This is a genomic window from Streptomyces sp. NPDC048566 (assembly GCF_043199735.1).
In the GTDB taxonomy this organism is placed as follows: Bacteria; Actinomycetota; Actinomycetes; order Streptomycetales; family Streptomycetaceae; genus Streptomyces.
This window is the reverse complement of the sequence record NZ_JBICWL010000001.1, coordinates 346,054-364,235: the sequence shown is the minus strand read 5'-3', so window position 1 is coordinate 364,235 and position 18,182 is coordinate 346,054. Positions and strand designations below refer to the sequence as shown.

The 18,182-nt window shown below is 72.8% G+C and carries 20 protein-coding genes; 14 read left to right on the top strand and 6 right to left on the bottom strand.

The window, feature by feature from the left end:
- Positions 1–242 precede the first annotated feature (242 nt).
- The 7 genes from ACGFS9_RS01575 (at position 243) to ACGFS9_RS01545 (ending at position 6,244) form a co-directional block, all read left to right on the top strand.
- Positions 243–1,424 (top strand): ATP-binding protein, encoded by a 1,182-nt coding sequence (locus tag ACGFS9_RS01575; protein WP_393249658.1) that lies wholly within the window; start codon positions 243–245, stop codon positions 1,422–1,424.
- Positions 1,421–2,263, top strand: a complete 843-nt coding sequence (locus ACGFS9_RS01570) for a roadblock/LC7 domain-containing protein (protein ID WP_393249656.1) — start codon at positions 1,421–1,423, stop codon at positions 2,261–2,263. The genes ACGFS9_RS01575 and ACGFS9_RS01570 overlap by 4 nt, the downstream gene beginning before the upstream one ends.
- Positions 2,256–2,639, top strand: coding sequence for a DUF742 domain-containing protein (locus ACGFS9_RS01565; RefSeq protein ID WP_393249654.1), 384 nt, complete (start codon positions 2,256–2,258; stop codon positions 2,637–2,639). The genes ACGFS9_RS01570 and ACGFS9_RS01565 overlap by 8 nt, the downstream gene beginning before the upstream one ends.
- A 3-nt stretch (positions 2,640–2,642) precedes the next feature.
- Positions 2,643–3,203 carry an ATP/GTP-binding protein gene (locus ACGFS9_RS01560; RefSeq protein ID WP_393249652.1) on the top strand — a complete coding sequence of 187 codons (561 nt, stop codon included), beginning with the start codon at positions 2,643–2,645 and terminating at the stop codon, positions 3,201–3,203.
- 10 nt (positions 3,204–3,213) lie between these two features.
- Positions 3,214–4,581 (top strand): cytochrome P450, encoded by a 1,368-nt coding sequence (locus tag ACGFS9_RS01555; protein ID WP_393249650.1) that lies wholly within the window; start codon positions 3,214–3,216, stop codon positions 4,579–4,581.
- Between the two features lie 99 nt (positions 4,582–4,680).
- Positions 4,681–5,700: an alcohol dehydrogenase catalytic domain-containing protein gene (locus ACGFS9_RS01550; protein WP_393249648.1), complete on the top strand. Its 1,020-nt coding sequence runs from the start codon at positions 4,681–4,683 to the stop codon at positions 5,698–5,700.
- 106 nt (positions 5,701–5,806) lie between these two features.
- Positions 5,807–6,244 carry a glutaredoxin domain-containing protein gene (locus ACGFS9_RS01545; RefSeq protein WP_393249646.1) on the top strand — a complete coding sequence of 146 codons (438 nt, stop codon included), beginning with the start codon at positions 5,807–5,809 and terminating at the stop codon, positions 6,242–6,244.
- A 206-nt stretch (positions 6,245–6,450) separates the two neighbouring features.
- Here the strand turns inward: ACGFS9_RS01545 and ACGFS9_RS01540 are convergent, their stop codons facing one another.
- Positions 6,451–7,668 (bottom strand): alkaline phosphatase, encoded by a 1,218-nt coding sequence (locus ACGFS9_RS01540; RefSeq protein ID WP_393250478.1) that lies wholly within the window; start codon positions 7,666–7,668, stop codon positions 6,451–6,453.
- A 428-nt stretch (positions 7,669–8,096) separates the two neighbouring features.
- Here ACGFS9_RS01540 and ACGFS9_RS01535 point away from each other — a divergent pair, with 428 nt between their 5' ends.
- Entirely contained in the window at positions 8,097–8,699 is a 603-nt protein-coding gene (locus ACGFS9_RS01535) for a DUF998 domain-containing protein (protein ID WP_393249644.1), read from the top strand.
- A gap of 236 nt (positions 8,700–8,935) precedes the next feature.
- Here ACGFS9_RS01535 and ACGFS9_RS01530 read toward each other — a convergent pair whose 3' ends face one another.
- A complete protein-coding gene (locus ACGFS9_RS01530; protein WP_393250476.1) occupies positions 8,936–9,118 on the bottom strand; it encodes a CsbD family protein in 183 nt (60 codons plus the stop codon).
- A gap of 454 nt (positions 9,119–9,572) precedes the next feature.
- Between ACGFS9_RS01530 and ACGFS9_RS01525 the strand changes: the two genes are divergently transcribed.
- Positions 9,573–9,923 (top strand): PRC-barrel domain-containing protein, encoded by a 351-nt coding sequence (locus ACGFS9_RS01525; protein ID WP_393249642.1) that lies wholly within the window; start codon positions 9,573–9,575, stop codon positions 9,921–9,923.
- A gap of 61 nt (positions 9,924–9,984) precedes the next feature.
- Here the strand turns inward: ACGFS9_RS01525 and ACGFS9_RS01520 are convergent, their stop codons facing one another.
- Positions 9,985–10,809, bottom strand: a complete 825-nt coding sequence (locus ACGFS9_RS01520) for an SDR family oxidoreductase (protein ID WP_393249640.1) — start codon at positions 10,807–10,809, stop codon at positions 9,985–9,987.
- A gap of 195 nt (positions 10,810–11,004) precedes the next feature.
- On the opposite strand from ACGFS9_RS01520, the gene ACGFS9_RS01515 reads away from it, so the two are divergent.
- The 3 genes from ACGFS9_RS01515 (at position 11,005) to ACGFS9_RS01505 (ending at position 13,576) form a co-directional block, all read left to right on the top strand.
- The gene (locus ACGFS9_RS01515; protein ID WP_393249638.1) at positions 11,005–11,715 is read left to right on the top strand and encodes a hypothetical protein; all 711 of its coding nucleotides are present in this window, start codon (positions 11,005–11,007) and stop codon (positions 11,713–11,715) included.
- A 173-nt stretch (positions 11,716–11,888) separates the two neighbouring features.
- Positions 11,889–12,965, top strand: a complete 1,077-nt coding sequence (locus ACGFS9_RS01510) for a MerR family transcriptional regulator (protein ID WP_393249636.1) — start codon at positions 11,889–11,891, stop codon at positions 12,963–12,965.
- Between the two features lie 32 nt (positions 12,966–12,997).
- Complete coding sequence (locus ACGFS9_RS01505) at positions 12,998–13,576, top strand: putative immunity protein (protein WP_393249634.1); 579 nt, start codon at positions 12,998–13,000, stop codon at positions 13,574–13,576.
- A 25-nt stretch (positions 13,577–13,601) separates the two neighbouring features.
- On the opposite strand, the gene ACGFS9_RS01500 is transcribed toward ACGFS9_RS01505, so the two are convergent.
- Both ACGFS9_RS01500 and msrA read right to left on the bottom strand, forming a co-directional pair.
- Positions 13,602–14,417 (bottom strand): spermidine synthase, encoded by an 816-nt coding sequence (locus ACGFS9_RS01500; RefSeq protein WP_393249632.1) that lies wholly within the window; start codon positions 14,415–14,417, stop codon positions 13,602–13,604.
- 261 nt (positions 14,418–14,678) lie between these two features.
- On the bottom strand, positions 14,679–15,191 hold the full coding sequence (msrA, locus tag ACGFS9_RS01495) for a peptide-methionine (S)-S-oxide reductase MsrA (RefSeq protein WP_393249630.1): 513 nt from the start codon (positions 15,189–15,191) through the stop codon (positions 14,679–14,681).
- Between the two features lie 278 nt (positions 15,192–15,469).
- Between msrA and ACGFS9_RS01490 the strand changes: the two genes are divergently transcribed.
- Positions 15,470–16,288, top strand: a complete 819-nt coding sequence (locus tag ACGFS9_RS01490; protein WP_393249628.1) for an alpha/beta fold hydrolase — start codon at positions 15,470–15,472, stop codon at positions 16,286–16,288.
- A gap of 456 nt (positions 16,289–16,744) precedes the next feature.
- Here the strand turns inward: ACGFS9_RS01490 and ACGFS9_RS01485 are convergent, their stop codons facing one another.
- On the bottom strand, positions 16,745–17,359 hold the full coding sequence (locus tag ACGFS9_RS01485; RefSeq protein ID WP_393249626.1) for an ATP-binding protein: 615 nt from the start codon (positions 17,357–17,359) through the stop codon (positions 16,745–16,747).
- Positions 17,360–17,581: 222 nt separating this feature from the next.
- On the opposite strand from ACGFS9_RS01485, the gene ACGFS9_RS01480 reads away from it, so the two are divergent.
- Positions 17,582–18,178 (top strand): TetR/AcrR family transcriptional regulator, encoded by a 597-nt coding sequence (locus tag ACGFS9_RS01480; protein ID WP_393249624.1) that lies wholly within the window; start codon positions 17,582–17,584, stop codon positions 18,176–18,178.
- Positions 18,179–18,182 lie beyond the last annotated feature (4 nt).

The following is an 18,182-nucleotide window of genomic DNA, read 5'->3' as shown; positions in this document are numbered from 1 at the left end:
CGTCAACAACCCTGTGCAGCAGCCTCGTTGACGTCCAATCCGGTCAAAGGGGGCACGATCCGGAAGCCCCTTCGGAGTGATAGCATTCCCGCGTCTTCGACCTTGATCAACTCGGCTCGCGTGGTGGTCCGAGGTCGGCCTGCTCTTCGTGTAACAGCGGTCATGCAGTTAACGGATGTGTCGCGGGTCCTTTCGGGGTGTATCTGGTGATGCCTGCATGCCACGCACCAGGAAAGGTTTCCATGAATCAAGACACGCTTCTATGGTGTCTGGCCGCGGCCACGGCGGTGGCCGTCGGCGCAGTCGTGGTCCTCGTCATACGGAACAAGGCCCTCGGGGCCAGGAGGAAGCAGGTCGAGGCGGCTCTGACCGCCCGGTTGAGCGAGTCCGAGGGCCGGCTGGGCCACTCCCGGGCCGAGCTGCAGAAGTTCACGGACGAGCAGGCCGCCGTCATCCAGGAAGCCGAGCGGTCGGCGGAGGAGAGCACCAAGGCCGTCCTCAAGGGCGCGGCCCGCTTCCTGCAGAGCCTCGCCGCCGAGCAGACGACGCTCCTCGACGGCATCCAGCGCAAGTACGGCGGGCACGCGGTCCTCTCCGACCTGCTGGACGTCAACCACGCCAACGCCCAGATGGCACGCAAGGCCCAGGGCATCGCGGTCATGTGCGGGGCGCCGCTCGGCCGCCGCAACCAGCCCGCCAGCGTCTACGACGTGGTGCGGAGCGCACAGGGCCAGATCCGCAACTTCCACCGGGTCCAGATCATGCAGCAGAGCGGCATCGCGCTGAAGGCGTCCGCGGTGGCGCCCGTCGCGCTCGCCGTGGCCGAGCTGCTCGACAACGCTGCCAGCTTCTCGCAGCACGACGCACCGATCGAGGTGACGTTCCAGCGGGTCCAGAGCAACCTGTGCATCGTCATCGACGACGCCGGCGTCAGCATGAGCGACGAGGACCGCCAGAAGGCGACCACGCTGCTGGCCGGCGAGTCCGTTCCGCGCCTGTCGGAGCTGGGCACCCAGCCGAAGTTCGGCTTCCCGGTGATCGGCCTGATCGCCCGTCAGTACGGCTTCAAGGTGGACGTCACCGGGGTCTCCCGGTACGGCGGCGTCCGGGCCGTCGTCCTGCTGCCCGAGGAGCTGTGGACCGTGGACGAGACCCCGCCGGCCCCCAAGGAGGCTCCCGTCACCAGGATCAGGCGGATCGAGAACCGGGAGGAGCAGCCCGCGCCCCGGACGCTGCACGGCCTGCCGAAGCGCGCCGACCGTCAGGAGCCGGTCGCCTCCCGCACCGACGACGCGGAGGCGCCCGTCGCCCGCACGCCCCGGCGCACCGCCCGCGGCTCCGGCGGTCTCGGCGCCCTCCAGCGTGGCACGCTCTCCGGCCGCGACCTCGCAGTCCCCTCGCCCGAAGGGTCCGAAGACGCATGACCACTGACATGTCGTGGATGGTCCGGGACATCGTGGACAACGTCCCCCGGGCCCGGCACGCCGTGGTGCTGTCCGCGGACGGCATCCCCCGGGGGTCCACGGACGGCCTCACCCCGAAGGACGTCCGGACCATCTCCGCCGCGATGGCCGGCATGCAGTCGCTGAGCCGGGCCACCGCGCACTTCGCCGGTCCGGCCGAGGAACGGCGCTGGAACCAGACGGTCATCGAGTTCTCGCACGGGTGGATCTTCCTGATCGGCGCGGGGCAGGGCGCCTACCTGGCCGCCGCCGCGGAGCCGGACGTCGACCTCCAGCAGATCTCCTTCCGCATGCACCGCCTCGTCGCCCGGCTGGGCGACAACCTCACCTCGCCGCCGCGGGTGAGCGCCGGTGAGGCGCGGACCGAGGGCGCGGCCGACGCCCGCGAGGGCAACGGCTCACCGGGGTTCGTGCTCGGCGGGCTCGACGACGTCATCGCCGAGGTCCCCGGGGCCCGGCACGCGGTGCTCCTCGGCTCGGACGGACTCCCCCGCGGCGCCACCTCCGGGATGGGCAAGGACCTCGCGGACACCATCTCCGCGGCGATGACGGGCATCCACGCCTACAGCCGCGTCACCTCGCAGTTCGCCGGCGGCCTGGAGGACGCCGAGTGGCGCCAGACGGTCATCGAGTTCGAACACGGCTGGATCTTCCTCATCTCGGCCGGGGACGGCGCGTTCCTCGCCGCGTCCGCCGACCACGACTGCGACATCGAGGAGTTCACCGCGCGTCTCGAGGACGCCGTTCCCACACTGCTCGCCCACCGGGCGCCCAAGGGAGAGAAGGCCGACGATGCATGACGGACCGGACGACGAGCTGGAACTGACGGCGCCCTTAGTACCGCTGTTCGTGATCACGGGAGGACGTGAGCTTCCCGCGGAGCACGAGTACGGACACACCACCCTGGTCACCGCCCACGAGGGGGTGCCCGGCGCGGCACCCGTGCTGTCCCCCGAGGCCCGCAGGGTGCTGGACCTCGTCGCCGACGGGTTCCTGTCCGTGGCGGAGGTGTCCGGCCACACGCACCTGCCGCTCGGCATCGTGCGCATCCTGCTGGCGCAGTTGGAGGAGAACGGCCTCATCGTGGTGAGGAAGCCCGTGCCCCGCGCCGAGCGTGTCGACCGCGAACTGCTCAGCGCCGTACTCGACGGCCTGCGCACCCGATTCGGAGCGTGACCCGTGTACCTGGATCCAGCCGTCTCCACCTCCGTGAAGATACTCATCGTCGGGCACTTCGGCGTGGGCAAGACCACGTGCATCGGCAGCATCTCCGAGATCGAGCCGCTGCAGACGGAGGAGGAGATCACCGAGGCCAGCGAGGGCTTCGACGATCTGACGGGGACCCCGGACAAGACGACCACCACGGTCGCCATGGACTTCGGCCGGCTGACGCTCAGCGAGGAACTCGTCCTCTACCTCTTCGGCACCCCCGGCCAGGAGCGCTTCAAGGAGATGTGGGAAGAGCTGTCCCGGGGCGCGCTGGGCGCCCTGGTACTGGTCGACCCCACGCGCCTCCACGAGAGCTTCGCCATCCTCGACCTGGTCGAGCGGTTCGGCCTGACGTACGCCGTCGGCGTCAACCGCTTCGACAACACCCCCGACTACCCGCTCGACGAAGTTCGCGAGGCCCTCAACCTCTCCGAGGAAACGCCCATCGTGCACTGCGACGTCCGCGACGAACAGTCCTCCGCGCAGGCGCTCATCGCCCTCGTCACCCACCTCATGACCGTCCTCGGCTAGGAGACACCCCATGCAGCAGCCCTTCAACACGCCGGGGACACCGCCTGGTTGCCCCGCGCACGGCAACGTCCGGTTGTTCGGCCCGGAGTTCGGCTCCGACCCCGAGGCCCGCTACGCCGAGCTGCGCGCGGCCGGTCCCAGCGCGCCCGTCGACATCGCGCCGGGCGTCGAGGTCGAACTCGTCACCAGCTACGACGCGAGCCTGTACATCCTGCAGAACCCCGCCTGGTTCGTGCGCGACTCGCGACGCTGGAACGCGCTGAACGAGGGACGCGTACCCGCGGACAGTCCCGCCCTGCCGATGCTGTGCTACCGGCCCAACGCCCTGTTCAGCGACGGCGCCGCCCACGCCCGGCTGCGCCAGGCCGTCACCGACAGTCTGGCCACCGTCAACGAGCTGCACCTCATCCGGCAGGTGCAGCAGTCCGCCGACTACCTGATCAGCCGGTTCGGTTCCGAACTCCGCGGCCAGGCCGAGCTGATGGCGGAGTACGCCCAGCCGCTCCCGCTGCTCGTCTTCAGTGACCTGTTCGGCTGCCCGCCGGAGATCGGCGACCGCGTCATCGTCGGGATCAGCGGCCTCTTCGAGGGCACCCCGGGTGCGGACGAGGTACTGGGGGGCGCGCTGGCCGAACTGATCGCGCTCAAGCGCAGCCGCCCCGGGGAGGACGTGACGACGCGGCTGATGGCCCACCCGGCGGGCCTGACGGACGAGGAGGTCCTGCACCAGTTGGTGACCCTCCTCTCGGGCGGCACCGCACCGCTGGCGGCGGCCATCGGCACCAGCAGCGCCCTGTACCTGGGCGAGGACTGGCAGGCCGGTCTGCCCATCGAGGACGCGGTGGTCCAGACGCTCTGGAACTACGCGCCGATCGCCAACTACGCGGCCCACTACCCGACGCACGACGTGGAGTTGGGCGGACGGACGCTCCGGGCCAACGACCCGGTCCTCATCTCCTTCGCCGCGGCCAACACCGACCCGAAGCTGACCGAGCACCGCGAGCAGCTCAGCGGCAAGGCCCATCTGGCCTTCGGCGCGGGACCGCACGCCTGCCCGGCCAAGGACCCGGCGTTCATGATCGCGGTGACGGCGGTGGAGTCCCTCCTCAACCGGCTGCCCGACGTGGAACTGCGGGTGCCCTTCAAGGACCTGTCCTGGGTGCCCGCACCCTGGAGTCGCTCCCTGGTGACCGTCCCGGTCCGTTTCACCCCGCGCCAGGTCCCCTTCGCCGCCACGCCGCAGGCGCACACCCTGCCCGACCGGACGCCAGTGGCTCCGGCGCCGCAGCAGCCCGCCGGCGGGCCGGCCGCCCACGCCGCGCCGCAGCACAAGGGGGGACTCTTCAGCCGCTTCCTCGCGTGGACGAGAGGCGAGTGACGCAGATAACCGAGAAGGGCCCGCCGCCCCGGCGTGCGCGATCCCCGCGGAGCTGGTTCGCTGGACGGGGGGCATCCCACGCACGCGCGAGGAGTTGCCATGAGCACCTTTCGAGTCGCGGAGGTCCGGGCCGCGAACGGTCCCTTCGAGATCACCGAGCGGGAAGTACCCGAACCCGGCCCCGGGCACGTGCGCATCCGCGTCGAAGCCTGCGGGATCTGCCACAGCGACGCCTTCTTCGTGGGAGCGGGCCTGCCGGGCGTGACCTTCCCGCTGGTCGCGGGCCACGAGATCGCCGGACGGATCGACGCCGTCGGCGAGGGCGTCCACGACGGCTGGAAGCCCGGCGACCGCGTGGGCGTGGGGTGGTTCGGCGGAAGCTGCCACCACTGCCGGCCCTGCCGTCAGGGCGACTTCGTCGTCTGCGAGAACCTCAAGGTCCCCGGCTGGAGCTACGACGGCGGATTCGCCGAAGCGGTGGTCGTCCCCGAGGACGCACTGGCGCGGATACCGGACGGCCTGACCTTCACGGAGGCGGCGCCGCTCGGCTGCGCGGGAGTAACCGTCTACAACGGCCTGCGGCGCAGCCCGGCCCGCCCGGGTGACCTGGTCGCCGTGCTGGGGCTGGGCGGCCTCGGTCACCTCGGTGTGCAGTACGCGGTGGCCATGGGCTTCGAGACCGTGGTCGTCGCGCGCGGCGGCGCGAAGGCCGAGCTGGCCGAGCGGCTCGGGGCGCACCACTACATCGACAGCACCGCCCGCGATCCCGCCGAGGCGCTGCGGTCGCTGGGCGGCGCCCGCGCCGTACTGGCCACCGCCGCGAACGCGCAGGCCATCTCCGCCGTCGTCGACGGTCTGCTGGCTCGCGGTGAACTCATCGTGGTGGGCGCCGACATGTCGCCCCTGGAGATCGCCCCCACCCAACTGCTCATCTCCGGCAGGGTGGTGCGCGGACATCCGTCCGGCACCTCGCAGGACGTCGAGGACGCGATGGGGTTCAGCGCGCTGTACGGAATCCGGCCGATGACCGAGATCGTGCCCCTGGACGCCGTCGGCGACGCCTACCGGCGGATGCTGTCGGGCGACGCCAGGTTCCGCATGGTGCTCACCATGTCCTGACGACCGGCCCTCGGTCCGGCGCCCCACCGCCCGATGTCCGGGGCGCCACAGGCCCCGGACCCGGTACCTGTCGCGACGTCTCGTGGGGGCTGTAGCCTGGATCGCCATGGTGCGTTCCTGGTTGCCGCCCCTGTTGCTCGTGGTCTGCGGCGTGTTCGTCGCGGGCGGATGGACGCTGGGCGGGAACGCCGGCCCGGCCGCCTTCCTGCTGCTGGTGTTCCTCGCGCTCGCGGCTGTCCAGTCGCCGCTGGTCTTCCCCCGGTCCGTCGACGCGGAGGAAGCGCTGCGCCGGAGCGCGGCCGACGGCCGGCCGGTCGTCTACTGGCGGCCGGGATGCGTGTACTGCCTGCGCCTGCGATGGCGACTGGGCCGGCACGCACGCGGGGCGTACTGGGTGAACATCTGGCGGGACCCGGCGGGCGCCGCCCGGGTGCGGGCGGTGAACCAGGGCAACGAGACCGTCCCGACCGTGTTCATGGCGGGCAGCCCGCACGTGAACCCGGATCCCGCCTGGCTGCGCGAACGGCTCTCCTCCCCTGCCTGACGCGCCTGCGGCGACTCTCCGCGCCGGGTCGACGCCGGCGCACGCGCGGACGCGGCCCTCGGTCGTGCCGGGCACCGGGAACCGCGGACCCGCCACCGGAGCCGGGCACCGGTGGCCGAGACGGTGACCGGTGCGCTTGCCCGCAACGACGCCGCGGGGGACGCCGCGCAAGGCGGGCGTCCCCCGTGGCGTCGGCCTGCCGCCGGTCAGCGGCGGGTGAGGGCCTGGCGCAGCACGTCGTACACGTGGGTGTTGGGGTGCTTGCCGGTGAAGCGGTCCGAGAGCGGGCCGACCGCCGTCACCGGGACGTCGACGCCGGTGTGGCCCGACGTGGTCCAGTCGATGAAGAAGGTCTTCCGGCTGCCGCGGACGGTGAACGGCCCGTCCTCGGCGGAGATGCCGGTGCCGGACTCGTCGCCGGTGTCCGGCTCCTCGACGGCCAGACCGCCGGTCTCGTGGTCGCCGGTGACGACCAGCAGGGTGTCGGGGTGCGTGGCGACGTACGCGCGGGCCACCGCGACCGTCTTCTCCAGTTCCTGCATGGACTGCAGGACCCGGGCGCCGTTGTTGGCGTGGGCGAACTCGTCCACGCCCTCCTCCTCGACCATGAGGAAGAAGCCCTTCTTGTTCCTGTCCAGCGTGCCGAGCGCCTTGGTCGTCATGGTCGACAGGCCGACCACCGGGTCGTAGACGTCGCCCTGGCCCTCGGGGCGCTGCTGGAACATCTCCTCGTTGGCGAACAGGCCGAGGAGCTTGCCGCTCCCGGCACGGCGCAACTGGTCGGCGCTGTTGACGTAGGAGTAGCCGGCCTTCCTGGCCTTCTTGACGAGGTCGCCCTTGGTGCCCTTGCTGCCCTCCGAGGGGTCCTCGGCCGGCTTGTCCCGGAAGGCTCCGGCCTTGCCCGCGGGCAGCCACCAGTCCTCGCCGCCGCCGAGGATCACGTCGGGCTTGGAGACCTCGATGTACTGGCGCGCGATCTCGTCCTGCGCCGACCGGTTGGCGGTGTTCGCGAAGAACGCCGCGGGCGAGGCGTCGGTGACCTGCGCGGTGGTGACCAGGCCGGTCGCCTTGCCGGCGGCCTTCGCCTGCGAGCCGAGCGTGGCGAGCGGGTTGCCGTCCACGTCGACGCTGATCGCGCCGTTGTACGTCTTCTCGCCGGTCGCCCACGCGCTCGCAGCGGCGGCCGAGTCGGTGACGACGGCCTTGGGGTCGTCCGGATCGGTGGTCAGCTGTCCCGAGACGGGCAGCCGGTCCATGGCGAGCTGTCCGCCCAGCCCGGCCAGGTGCAGGCGGGCTGCCTGGCGGGTCGCGGCGCCCATGCCGTCCCCGTTGATGAAGATGACGTTCTTCGCGACCCGGGTCTTGGCCTCGGCCGCGCCCTGCGGCACGGAAGCCGACGCACCCGGCGTGGGGTTGACCACCATCGTCACCACCGCGGCCGCGACCGCCGCGGCTGAGGGGGCGGCGAACCGGCGAGCCCTGCGGACATCCAGCGACACAACGTCCTCCGTTACTGTTCTTTCCCTTTGCCTGACCGTGAACATAGAGATCGCCGGGGGTCGGACGACCACCAGCAGGTGACCAGGACACGTCGAGATCCCCAGCGGCGGGTTACGGCGGACGCCGACGCTCCGACCGCCCCGGCACGGCTATGGGCGCCGGCGTGGGCGGGAGCTGTGCGGACGACCGATCCGATCCGCACGCTCCACATCACCTGCTTCGGCTCCCGATTCCGTTCACCGCCGCCCTTCGCCACATCCAGGCGCGGCCACTCACCGCGCCGCCGCCGAGGCGCACACCTCGTCGCACCCTCGAGCCGCCACGACCGGTTTGAACCTTATATCGTGGATTGGTGGCACATGTACCGAGATGGGTTCTTCTCTCGTCGGGATGCGCGCCTGTCCTGTTCACCGCAGGCTGGGTCCTCGCCGCCCACCTGGTGGGACCCACCTACGACCCCGTCACCCAGACGATCAGCGTCCTGGCCGCCTACGGCGAGGCGGGCTTCCGGGTGATGACCGGCGCACTGCTGGCGCTGGGCATCTGCCACCTCCTCACCGCATGGGGTCTCCGGCCGGTCCCCGTGCCGGGCCGCCTCGCGCTGGCCGGCGGGGGTGTGGCGGCGCTGGTGGTGGCCGTGGTGCCGGCCCCGATGAGCGGGGGTTCCCTGCGCCACGGCACGGCGGCCGCGATCGGGTTCGCGCTGCTGGCCCTGTGGCCCGTCCTGTCCGCGGACGCCAGGGCGACCGCGCCCTGGGCGCTCAGACGGATCCCGTCGATCACGGCGACCTCGGTGATGGTCGCCGGAGCCGCGTGGTTCCTCGTGGAGACCCAGCGCCACGGGGACATCGGCGTGGCCGAGCGCTTCGTGACGGGCGTTCAGTCCCTGTGGCCGTTCGTGGTGGTCGCCTCGTGCGTCCGCCACACCCGGGGACCGTCCGGTGCGCGGGCCTGACGCCTCCCCCGTGCCCCCTGCTCCTGCTCCCGCTCCTGCAACCGGTCGTCCCGAACGCGCGGCGCGGGCCGGCCCCGAGCGGTGCGGCCACCCGTCGGCGCCCCTCCCGGCGAGGCCCCACCGGACGCGGACACGGCCGTGCGCCCGGCACGAACGCCGTCCCGGCACGCCGCGATCCCGGCGGCGGACCGTGAACGTCCGCCGCCGGGATCGCGGACCGCCGCGCCTCCCGTCCGCTACCGGGACTCGGGCTTGAGGGCGTCCTTGGCCTTCTCCTTGGCCGCGCGCAGGTCTCCCTTGGACTCCTCGGCGCGCCCCTCGGACCGGAGGGACTCGTTGCCCACGGCGCGGCCGACGGCCTTCTCGGCCTTCCCCTTCGCCTGCTCGCCCTTGGCCTGAGCCTTCTCGTCCGCCGCCATCGTCATTCACTTCCCGTCCTGCTCGTCCGTCGATTCCTCTCCTGGGTGACCAGCGGGCAGATATCCAAACCCGCGATTTCTCCTGCGGCTTTTCTCCGGGGCCGGCGGCGAGCGGCCCACGGGAAATGGCCAGGGATTCCAGGTCCGCTCCGCACGAGTTCCGCCCGACGGATCCCGAGACGACCGGCCGTCACCACGGTGACGCTGGTGCGGGTGGGGCATCCGCGACGCACGGGGCGCCCACCTGGCGTTTTCGGCCGCCGGACGCCCGGTGCGGCTGCGCGGAAAGGCGCGGAGAATTTTCTCGGAATCCCGTGTGTGGAGTCCGGGAGGACGGGCACTCGGCGCTCCGAGGAAACGTCATCACTCGAAAAGATGACGGTTGTACCGATCCATGGCCACGTTAGTCGTTCGGCTGTGGACCGCCGAGACATTCTGATGAGGGAGCCGTTTTATGAGTGACAACATCTGGGGCTACCAGGCGACCACCGGCCACACCGCGGGCACCGACCTGATCGGCTACAAGGTCGAGGCGACCGACGGCAGCATCGGCAAGGTCGACAAGCACTCGGACGACGTCAACTCCTCGTACCTCGTCGTCGACACCGGCGTCTGGATCTTCGGGAAGCACGTGCTCCTGCCCGCCGGAACCGTGCGGACGGTCGACACCGCCGAGCGGAAGATCCACGTCGACCTCACCAAGGAGCAGATCAAGGACTCCCCGGAGTTCGACAAGGACAAGCACGTCGGCGACGCCGGGTACCACCAGCAGATCGGCGACTACTACCAGGGCCACCGCTCCTGACCCGAGGGCGCACCCCGCGAGGGGCCGGCCGGAGACGTCTCCGGTCGGCCCCTCGCGCCGTTCAGCCCTGCGCCAGCTCGGCGAGGGGCTGCCACTTGTCCCAGACGGCCAGACGCTGCTCGTAGTCGGCCTTGGCGATCCCGAGCGGCGCGGAGCCGAAGAAGCAGCGCAGCGGCGGCTCGTCGGCGTCGACGAGTTCCAGCACCGCCGCCGCGGAGGCGGCCGGGTCGCCGGGCGTTCCGGCGCGCTTGCGGCGCTGCTCCTGGACCTCCTGGTGGAACGCCGCGTACGCGGGGAGCGGCTCGGAGGTGCTCGACGAGGAACCCGCCCAGTCGGTGGCGAAGCCACCGGGCTCGATGAGCGTGACCTTGATGCCGAACGGGGCCACTTCCTGGGCCAGCGACTGGCTCATGCCCTCCAGGGCCCACTTCGACGCGTGGTAGATGCCGACCAGCGGGAAGGCGCTGATGCCGCCGATGGAGGACACCTGGAGGATGTGGCCGCCGCCCTGCTCCCGCAGGTAGGGCAGCGCCGCCTGAGTGATCCACAGCGCTCCGAAGAGGTTGGTCTCCAACTGCGCGCGGGCCTCCGCCTCGGTGAGTTCCTCCACCATGCCGAAGTGGCCGTAGCCGGCGTTGTTCACCACCACGTCGAGCCGCCCGAAGTGTTCGTGCGCCTGTCGTACGGCGGCGAAGTCGGCGTCGCGGTCCGTCACGTCGAGGCGCAGCGGCAGCAGTCGTTCGCCGTACGTCTCCGCAAGGTCCGCGAGCGCGGAGAGGTCGCGTGCGGTGGCGGCCACCGAGTCGCCGCGTTCCAGAGCGGCGACCGCCCACTCCCTGCCGAAGCCGCGCGAGGCACCGGTGATGAACCAGATTTTATGCGTCATGGTGTGCTCCCTAAAGGAAACCCGTCACCGGCGACAGTCGTCGGCCGGGATGTTCCCCCCACCAGCCAACACCCTGGAGCGGACTCCAGGGCAACCGGCCCGTCCCGGATGCCGGTCCCCGTCACCGGGACGGGCCGTCCGGCGTGCGCGAATCCGCTCGACGCGAGGGCCCGGCAGCGGCCATGATCGGCAGCCGTGACGCATGACGAACAGTTCCCTGTCGGGGCCGCGGCCCGCAACAACGCCGAGTGGTGCGCGGCCATGTGCCGCGCGCACGGCCTGCGCGGCGTGTTCGGCACGCTCGCCTGGACGGCTCCTGCGCGAACGCCGCCCTTCTACCCCGACGCGGTGACCCTCGGACCGGGTGCCGATGCGGACGCGGTGCTGGCGGGCGTCGACACCCTCACCCCCGGCGCGTCCGTCAAGGACAGCTTCGCCGATCTCGATCTCGCGCCGGCCGGGTTCCGTGTCCTGTTCGAGGCCCGGTGGATCCATCGGCCGCCCGGCCCCCCGGCGGTGCCGACGGATCTCCTCCCCGGGGTGGCGGCCGATCCCGCCGCACTCCGCGGCTGGGCGCTCGCACGGGAGGAGCAGGGTGACAGCGACCTCTTCGTTCCACGGTTGCTCGACGATCCCGCCACCTCGGTCCTCGTCGGACGCTCGGGCGACGGGCGGGTGGCGGCCGGTGCGGTCGCCACCCTCGGTGCCGGGGTGGTCGGCCTCTCCAACGTGTTCGCCCGGGAGGGCGGCCCCGACGCCGCCTGGGCCTTCGCCCTCACGGCCGCGCACCGCCTGCTCCCCGAGCTGCCGGTGGTCGGCTACGAGCACGGCGAGGATCTGGACGCCGCACTCCGCCACGGATGCCGGGCGATCGGGCCGCTGCGGATCTGGCTGCACGCTCCGTGACCGCGACCCGGGCGGGCCGAGGACGCACGGGCGCGCAACGTTCCCGCCGCGGAGCGGCAACCGCCTGTTCGACCAGGGCACCGGGGCACCGGGGCGCCGGTTGACCTTCCCCTTGGGTGAGCCCGCAGCATCGGTGGGGCCGGGCGAGGCGCCCGGTTCGAGGAGGAACAGGCATGGGGCTGCTGACCATCGGGGCGTTCGCCAGGGCGTCCCGGCTGTCGCCGAAGGCGTTGCGTCTCTACGACGAACTCGGCCTGCTGTCGCCGGAGCGCGTCGACCCGGTCACCGGGTACCGGCTCTACGCACCGCACCAGCTGGACCGGGCGCGACTGGTGGCGTGGCTGCGGCGGCTGGGCATGCCGCTGGCCCGTATCCAGCGGGTCTGCGCGCTCGCTCCGCAGGAGGCGGTACCGGAGATCCGCCGGTTCTGGGCCGAGGTCGAGGCCGAGACCGCGGCCCGGCGTGACCTCGCCACCTTCCTCGTCGACCACCTGTCACGGAAGGACCCCGCCATGACCGTCGAGACTCCCTCCCTGGGCATCCGGTACGCCGCCCTGTCCGACACCGGACTCGTCCGCGAGAGCAACCAGGACACCGCGTACGCCGCGTCCCGGCTGCTGGCCGTCGCGGACGGTTTCGGCCGCGCCGGCGCTCCCGCGGGCGCGGCGGCCGTCGAGGCGCTCAAACCGCTCGAATCGGCGGGGTTCGCCGCGGGTGATCTGCTCAACGTCCTCGAAGACGCCGTGGAGCAGGCCGAGTCGGCCGTCGGCCGCCTCTCCCGCACCGGTTCGGCGCCCGCGGATTCCGGCACCACGCTCACCGCGATGCTCTGGACGGGTTCGCAGCTGGCCCTCGTCCACATCGGCGACTCGCGCGCCCATCTCCTGCGCCAGGGCGAGCTGTTCCAGATCACCCACGACCACACCGTGGTGCAGTCGATGATCGACGAGGGACGCATCCGCGCCGAGGAGGCCGTCTCGCACCCTCAGCGCATGCTGCTGATGCGGGCGCTGGGCGGCGGCCACGGCAGGCCCGACCTGCGGCTGCACGACGCCCGGGCGGGCGACCGCTATCTGCTCTGCTCCGACGGGCTCTCCCGAGTGGTCGATCCCGTCGAACTGCGCCGTGTCCTGGTCGAGTTCCGCGACCCGGAGCAGGCGGTCCGGGAACTCGTCGCACGCGCCAACCGGGCGGGCGGCCCCGACAACATCAGCTGCGTGGTCGCCGACGTGGAGCAGGTCCGGGCGTGAAGGGGAGGCACGGGCCCCGTCCATGAGGCAGGGTGGAGCCCGTGCAGGACGCGGCGGACACCCCGGGGATCATCGAACTGACCGAGGACGAACTCCGGGCGGTCACGGGGTTCGCGGCAGGATGCGCGCGCCGTGTCCTGCCGCTCTTCGAGCGGGAGCGGCCCGCCGACGCCCGGCCCCGGGACGCGGTCGACGCGGCCGACGCCTTCGCCTCGGGCGGACGGCGCACGCGCGCCCTCCGGCAGTGCGCGTGGGCGGCTTTCACCGCGGGCCGTGACACGCGGGACGCAGCCGCGGCGGCCGACGCCGCGCGGGCCGCGAGCCACGCGGCCGCGGCCGCCTACCTGCACCCCCGGGCGAGCGCCCATCAGGTCAAGCACGTCCTGGGTGCCGCGGCGCACGCGGCGCGGGCGGAGGAACTTTCCGCCGGTCGCGCCCCGGAGTCCGGCGAGCGACCGGTGGAGGACGGCGCGACGGGGACGCTGGAGTGGGCCCGCCGTCACGCCCCGCCCGCGGTGCGCGCGGTGCTCCGCCGACTGCCTCCCGCGCCCCCGGGAGGCGGCCCCGTCGGCGCGCTGCTGCGGCTGCTCGACGCGGACCTCCGGACCTGAGCACGGCCGCCGTCCGCGGGGCGGATCAGGCGCCGCGGCGCGCGACGTAGACGGTGTTGGAGGCCGTTCCGCCCTGGAGGGGATTGTCGAAGTCGACCACGTGCGCGGCGGTCACCGGGAAGACCCGGGCGAGCACGGCGGAGAACTCCGCGTCCGGCGGATCGTTCGACCACAGCGCGAACACGCCTCCCGGGAGCAGCAGGTCGGCCAGGGCGGCCAGCCCCGAGGCGGTGTAGAGCGCGGCGTGGCCGGGGTGCAGCACATGGCGCGGGGAGTGGTCGACGTCGAGCAGGATCGCGTCGAACCGGCGGCCCGGGCTCTCCGGGTCCAGGCCGGTCGGGGCGGGGGCGGTCCGCGCGGCGGCGCCTTCCCCCGGTTCGCAGGGGCCGGGCACCGCACCGTCCGCCGGCACCGGCCGGCCGGTGGCCGAGGTGGAACCCGTGACCATGGCGAAGAAGTCCCCGCGCACGAAGCGGCAGCGCGGGTCGGACGCCAGCCCGGTGCCCAGCGGCACGAGACCGCGGCGGTGCCAGTCGATCACCTGGGGCAGGGCGTCGACGACGACCAGGGACCGCACCCGGGGGTCGTCGAGCGCGGCCCGGGCTGTGTAGCCGAGGCCGAGACCTCCCACGACGACGTCCAGGGGGCCCTCGGCCGACTCCTTGAGGCCGAGCCGGGCCAGTTCGACCTCGCCCTCGGTGAACAGGCTGGACATGAGGTACTCGTCGCCGAGCTTCACCTCGTGGACGTCCTGGCCCGACACGGGATCACGGCGGCGGCGCAGGCTGATCTCGCCCATCGGGGTGGGCTGCCAGTCAAGTTCCTGGAAACGTGCGCTCATCCGGTGGCCTGCTCCCGTCGTCGGATGCCGTCCGCCACGCGTGCGGGGGCACGCCGCGGACCCGCACCGTACCTCTCGGGGCGCGGCGGGCGCTCGCGAGGGCCCGCCGCGACCGCTCCACGGAAGGAGTGGTCGCACAGGCGTGCGCGCCACGGCGGGCCGCGCCGCCGTCCAGGGGCGGGGCCGAGCCCGGGTCTCCGCTGACGCGACGGCCCCCCGCAGCGCCGGTGAAGGCCGCTGCGGGGGGCCGGAGGACCGGGGTCAGGCCTCGGCGCGCTTCGGGAGCCGCCACCCGGGGCGCACGAAGTGGCAGGTGTACCCGTCCGGATAGCGCTGAAGGTAGTCCTGGTGCTCCGGTTCGGCCTCCCAGAAGGGACCGGCCGGCGCGACCTCCGTCACGACCTTCCCCGGCCACAGTCCGGAGGCGTCGACGTCGGCGATGGTGTCCTCGGCGACGCGCTTCTGCTCGTCGTCGAAGTAGAAGATCGCGGACCGGTAGCTCATCCCGATGTCGTTGCCCTGACGGTTCTTCGTCGACGGGTCGTGGATCTGGAAGAAGTACTCCAGGATCGTCCGGTAGTCGGTCCGGGCGGGATCGAAGGTGATCTCGATCGCCTCGGCGTGCGTGCCGTGGTTCCGGTACGTCGCGTTCGGGACGTCGCCGCCGCTGTACCCCACCCGCGTATCCAGGACCCCGGGGAACGTCCTGATCAGTTCCTGCACACCCCAGAAGCAGCCGCCCGCCAGCAGCGCCTTCTCCTCGTTCCGGCTCATCGCACACACCCTTCCTCGTTCCGGCCAACAGGCTCGCACACGGAGACCGCCGCACCCGCTTCCCGCGGTGCCTCTCCCCCGCTCCCCACGGCGGCACGGCCACCGTTTCCCACAAGGCCGCGAGCGCTGCCGAAATTCCCGCCCCGAACTCGCCCCCGGGGCGGCGATGCCGGAACCGGCACGCTCTCGCCCCTTCGGCCGGCCGGTCGCCGCCCGCCGCGCCCTGCCCCGCCGGACCCGGCTGCGGGGCACGGGCGGCCCGGCCCTAGGGTGCCGCCATGACCTCACTGGCGCTGGGCGACACCGAGATCCGTTACGACGACTCCGGCCCGGCGGCCGGACTGCCCGTGCTGCTGATCCACGGGCACCCCTTCGACCGGACCCTGTGGGCACCGCAGGTGGCGGCGCTCGTCACGGCCGGATACCGCGTCGTGACGCCGGACCTGCGCGGCTACGGCGGCAGCGGCGTGCGCGAGGGCGTCGTGCGGCTCGGTGACTTCGCCGACGACCTCGTGGCCCTGCTCGACCATCTGGGCATCGGCCGTGCCGTGGTCGGCGGGGTGTCGATGGGCGGGCAGATCGCCATGGAGATGCAGCGGGGACACGGGGAACGGGTCCGCGCCCTCGTCCTGTCGGACACCTCCGCGCCGGCCGAGACGGACGAGGGCAGGGCCGCGCGCCACAGGATGGCCGACCGGCTCCTCGCCGAGGGGATGGGCGGCTACGCCGAGGAGGTCATCGGCCGCATGATCGCCCCGTACAACGTCACCGCCATGCCCGCGGTGGCCGAGCACGTTCTGGGGATGATGCGCCGCACCGATCCGCGGGGCGCGGCGGCGGCCCTGCGGGGGCGGGCGGAACGGCCCGACTACCGCGACACGCTCGCCGCGGTCCGGTGTCCCGTGCTGGTCCTGGTCGGTGCCGACGACTCGTTCACCCCGGTCGCGGACGCCGAGGCCCTGCGCGCCCTCGTGCCGCACGCGGTCCTGTCCGTCATCCCCGGTGCGGGTCATCTGCCCGGCGCCGAACAGCCCGGCCTGTTCAACGCGGCGCTGCTGGAGTTCCTCGCCGGCCGGGTCGCCGTCACCGGGGCGTGAACCGCCCGGAGGCCGGCCGGCCGGGAACGGGACGCACGGGAAAGCGGGCACCGGCGGGAGTGGGCCGCCGGTACGACCGGGGGCGCGGCCGTACCGGCGGAGCCGGGAGGTGCGGCGGTCCCGCGGAGCCCGCGGCGCGGCTGTCCGGCGGAGCCGGGGGCGCGGCGGTGGCCAGGGGGGTGAGGGCGGTGCGCTTCGCCCACGGGGGTCGGCGGTCCGCGCGTCGAGAGGAGCCGGGGGTACGGGCTCTTCTTCGGAAGCGTGGGGCGGCGGTCCGGCGGAGCCAAGGGGTGGGGCATCCGTGCGTCGGAGCCGGGGGTGCGCGGGTCCGGAGAAGCCGGGGTGCGGCGATGCGGCGGGGGCCGGGGAGCAGCGGTCCCGGGTGGGGCGGTCCGGCGGAGCCGGGTGAGGGGTGGTCCGCGGAGCAGGGGTGTGCGGTCCGGCGGAGCCGCGAGGTCAGGCGTTCCGCTGCGGCATCGGCATCCGGAACCACATGGTCTTGCCGGTGGCCGTGAGCGTGCTGCCCCAGGACTCGGCGAGGAGGTCGAGCAGTTCGGTGCCGCGGCCGCCTTCCGCGTCCGCGTCCACGACGCGGCGCACGGGCCCGGCGGGATCGGTGTCCTCGACCTCGCAGCGCAGATGCGGCGCTCGGGCGCACAGGTTCAGCCGCAGCGGTCCGCGGGTGTGGCAGAGGGCGTTGGTGACAAGCTCGCTCACGAGGAGTTCGGCGGTGTCGGTGAGGTCGTCCAGCTTCCACTCGGCCAGCTGGGCGGTCACCAGGCGGCGCGCCCGGCCCGCGGAGGTCAGTTCGCGCGGCAGCGGCCAGGAGGCGTCCCAGACGGTGGCGCAGCCGCGCGGGGCGTCGAGCGGGCGCAGCGGCTGCAGGGTACGGGACCAGAGTGCCTGGTTCCTGCTGAGCCACGACGCCGGCCGCGCCTTCGCGGGCCGTTCCGGTTCCTGAACGGGTATCGCCCCGCCCTCACCGGCCGTCTCCTGGGATCGGAGTCGGGAGAACCGGCCGAAACGTCCGCGACGGGAGACCGTCGCGGGGCCGATGGCCCAGGGGGCCATGAGAATCAGTCCCTTCTGAACTGCGGGCGGCCGGAACCGCCCGCACTCACGGTACTCCACCGTTCTGTGCGGCCGGGATGGCGCGGAGAGGTTCGTCACGTGGCGCGCGCCACGTTTGCGGATATACATGGAGCGCCCGCTACGGTAAATATTCGCATCAACTGTATTTAACCAGACATACGGAAAGTGTCAGATTCTCCGTCGAACTCTCCGGGAAGTGGCATGCCTCGCCCCGCTGACCTGGCAAAACGCCGCGCCCTGGTGGACGGCGTCCGGGAGTACATGATCCACAACGGTCTGGCCGACCTCTCCCTGCGCCCGCTGGCAAGGGCTCTCGGCACCAGCGACCGGATGCTGCTCTACTACTTCGGCACCAAGGAGCGCATGGTGACCGAGGTCCTCGCGCTGGACGAACGGCGGCCCCTGCGGCACGCGCGCGACCTGCTCGCGCGCGCGGGCAGCCCCCGCGACCCGGCGCGGATCCGGCGCTTCCTGGAACTCGTCTGGCAGGGATTCGACCGGCCCGACCTGCGGGCGGCCCTCCCCCTGTACCTGGAGATCCTGGCGGCCGGCCTGCTCCGCTCCGACCGGTACGGGCCGGTCATGCGCACCATCCTCGCCGAGTGGACCGCCCTGCTCAGGCAAGCCTTCCGGGACCTCGGCATGGCCGAGGCGCGGGCCGCGGCGGAGGCCGACGTCCTGGTGGACGCGTGCCTCGGACTGCTCGTCGCGCCGCTCGCCGACGGCCGCTGGGACCGCGCCGACGCGGCCTTCCGCACCCTGCTGGACCGGCTGGAGCCCGGCTGGCGGGGCGCCTGACGGC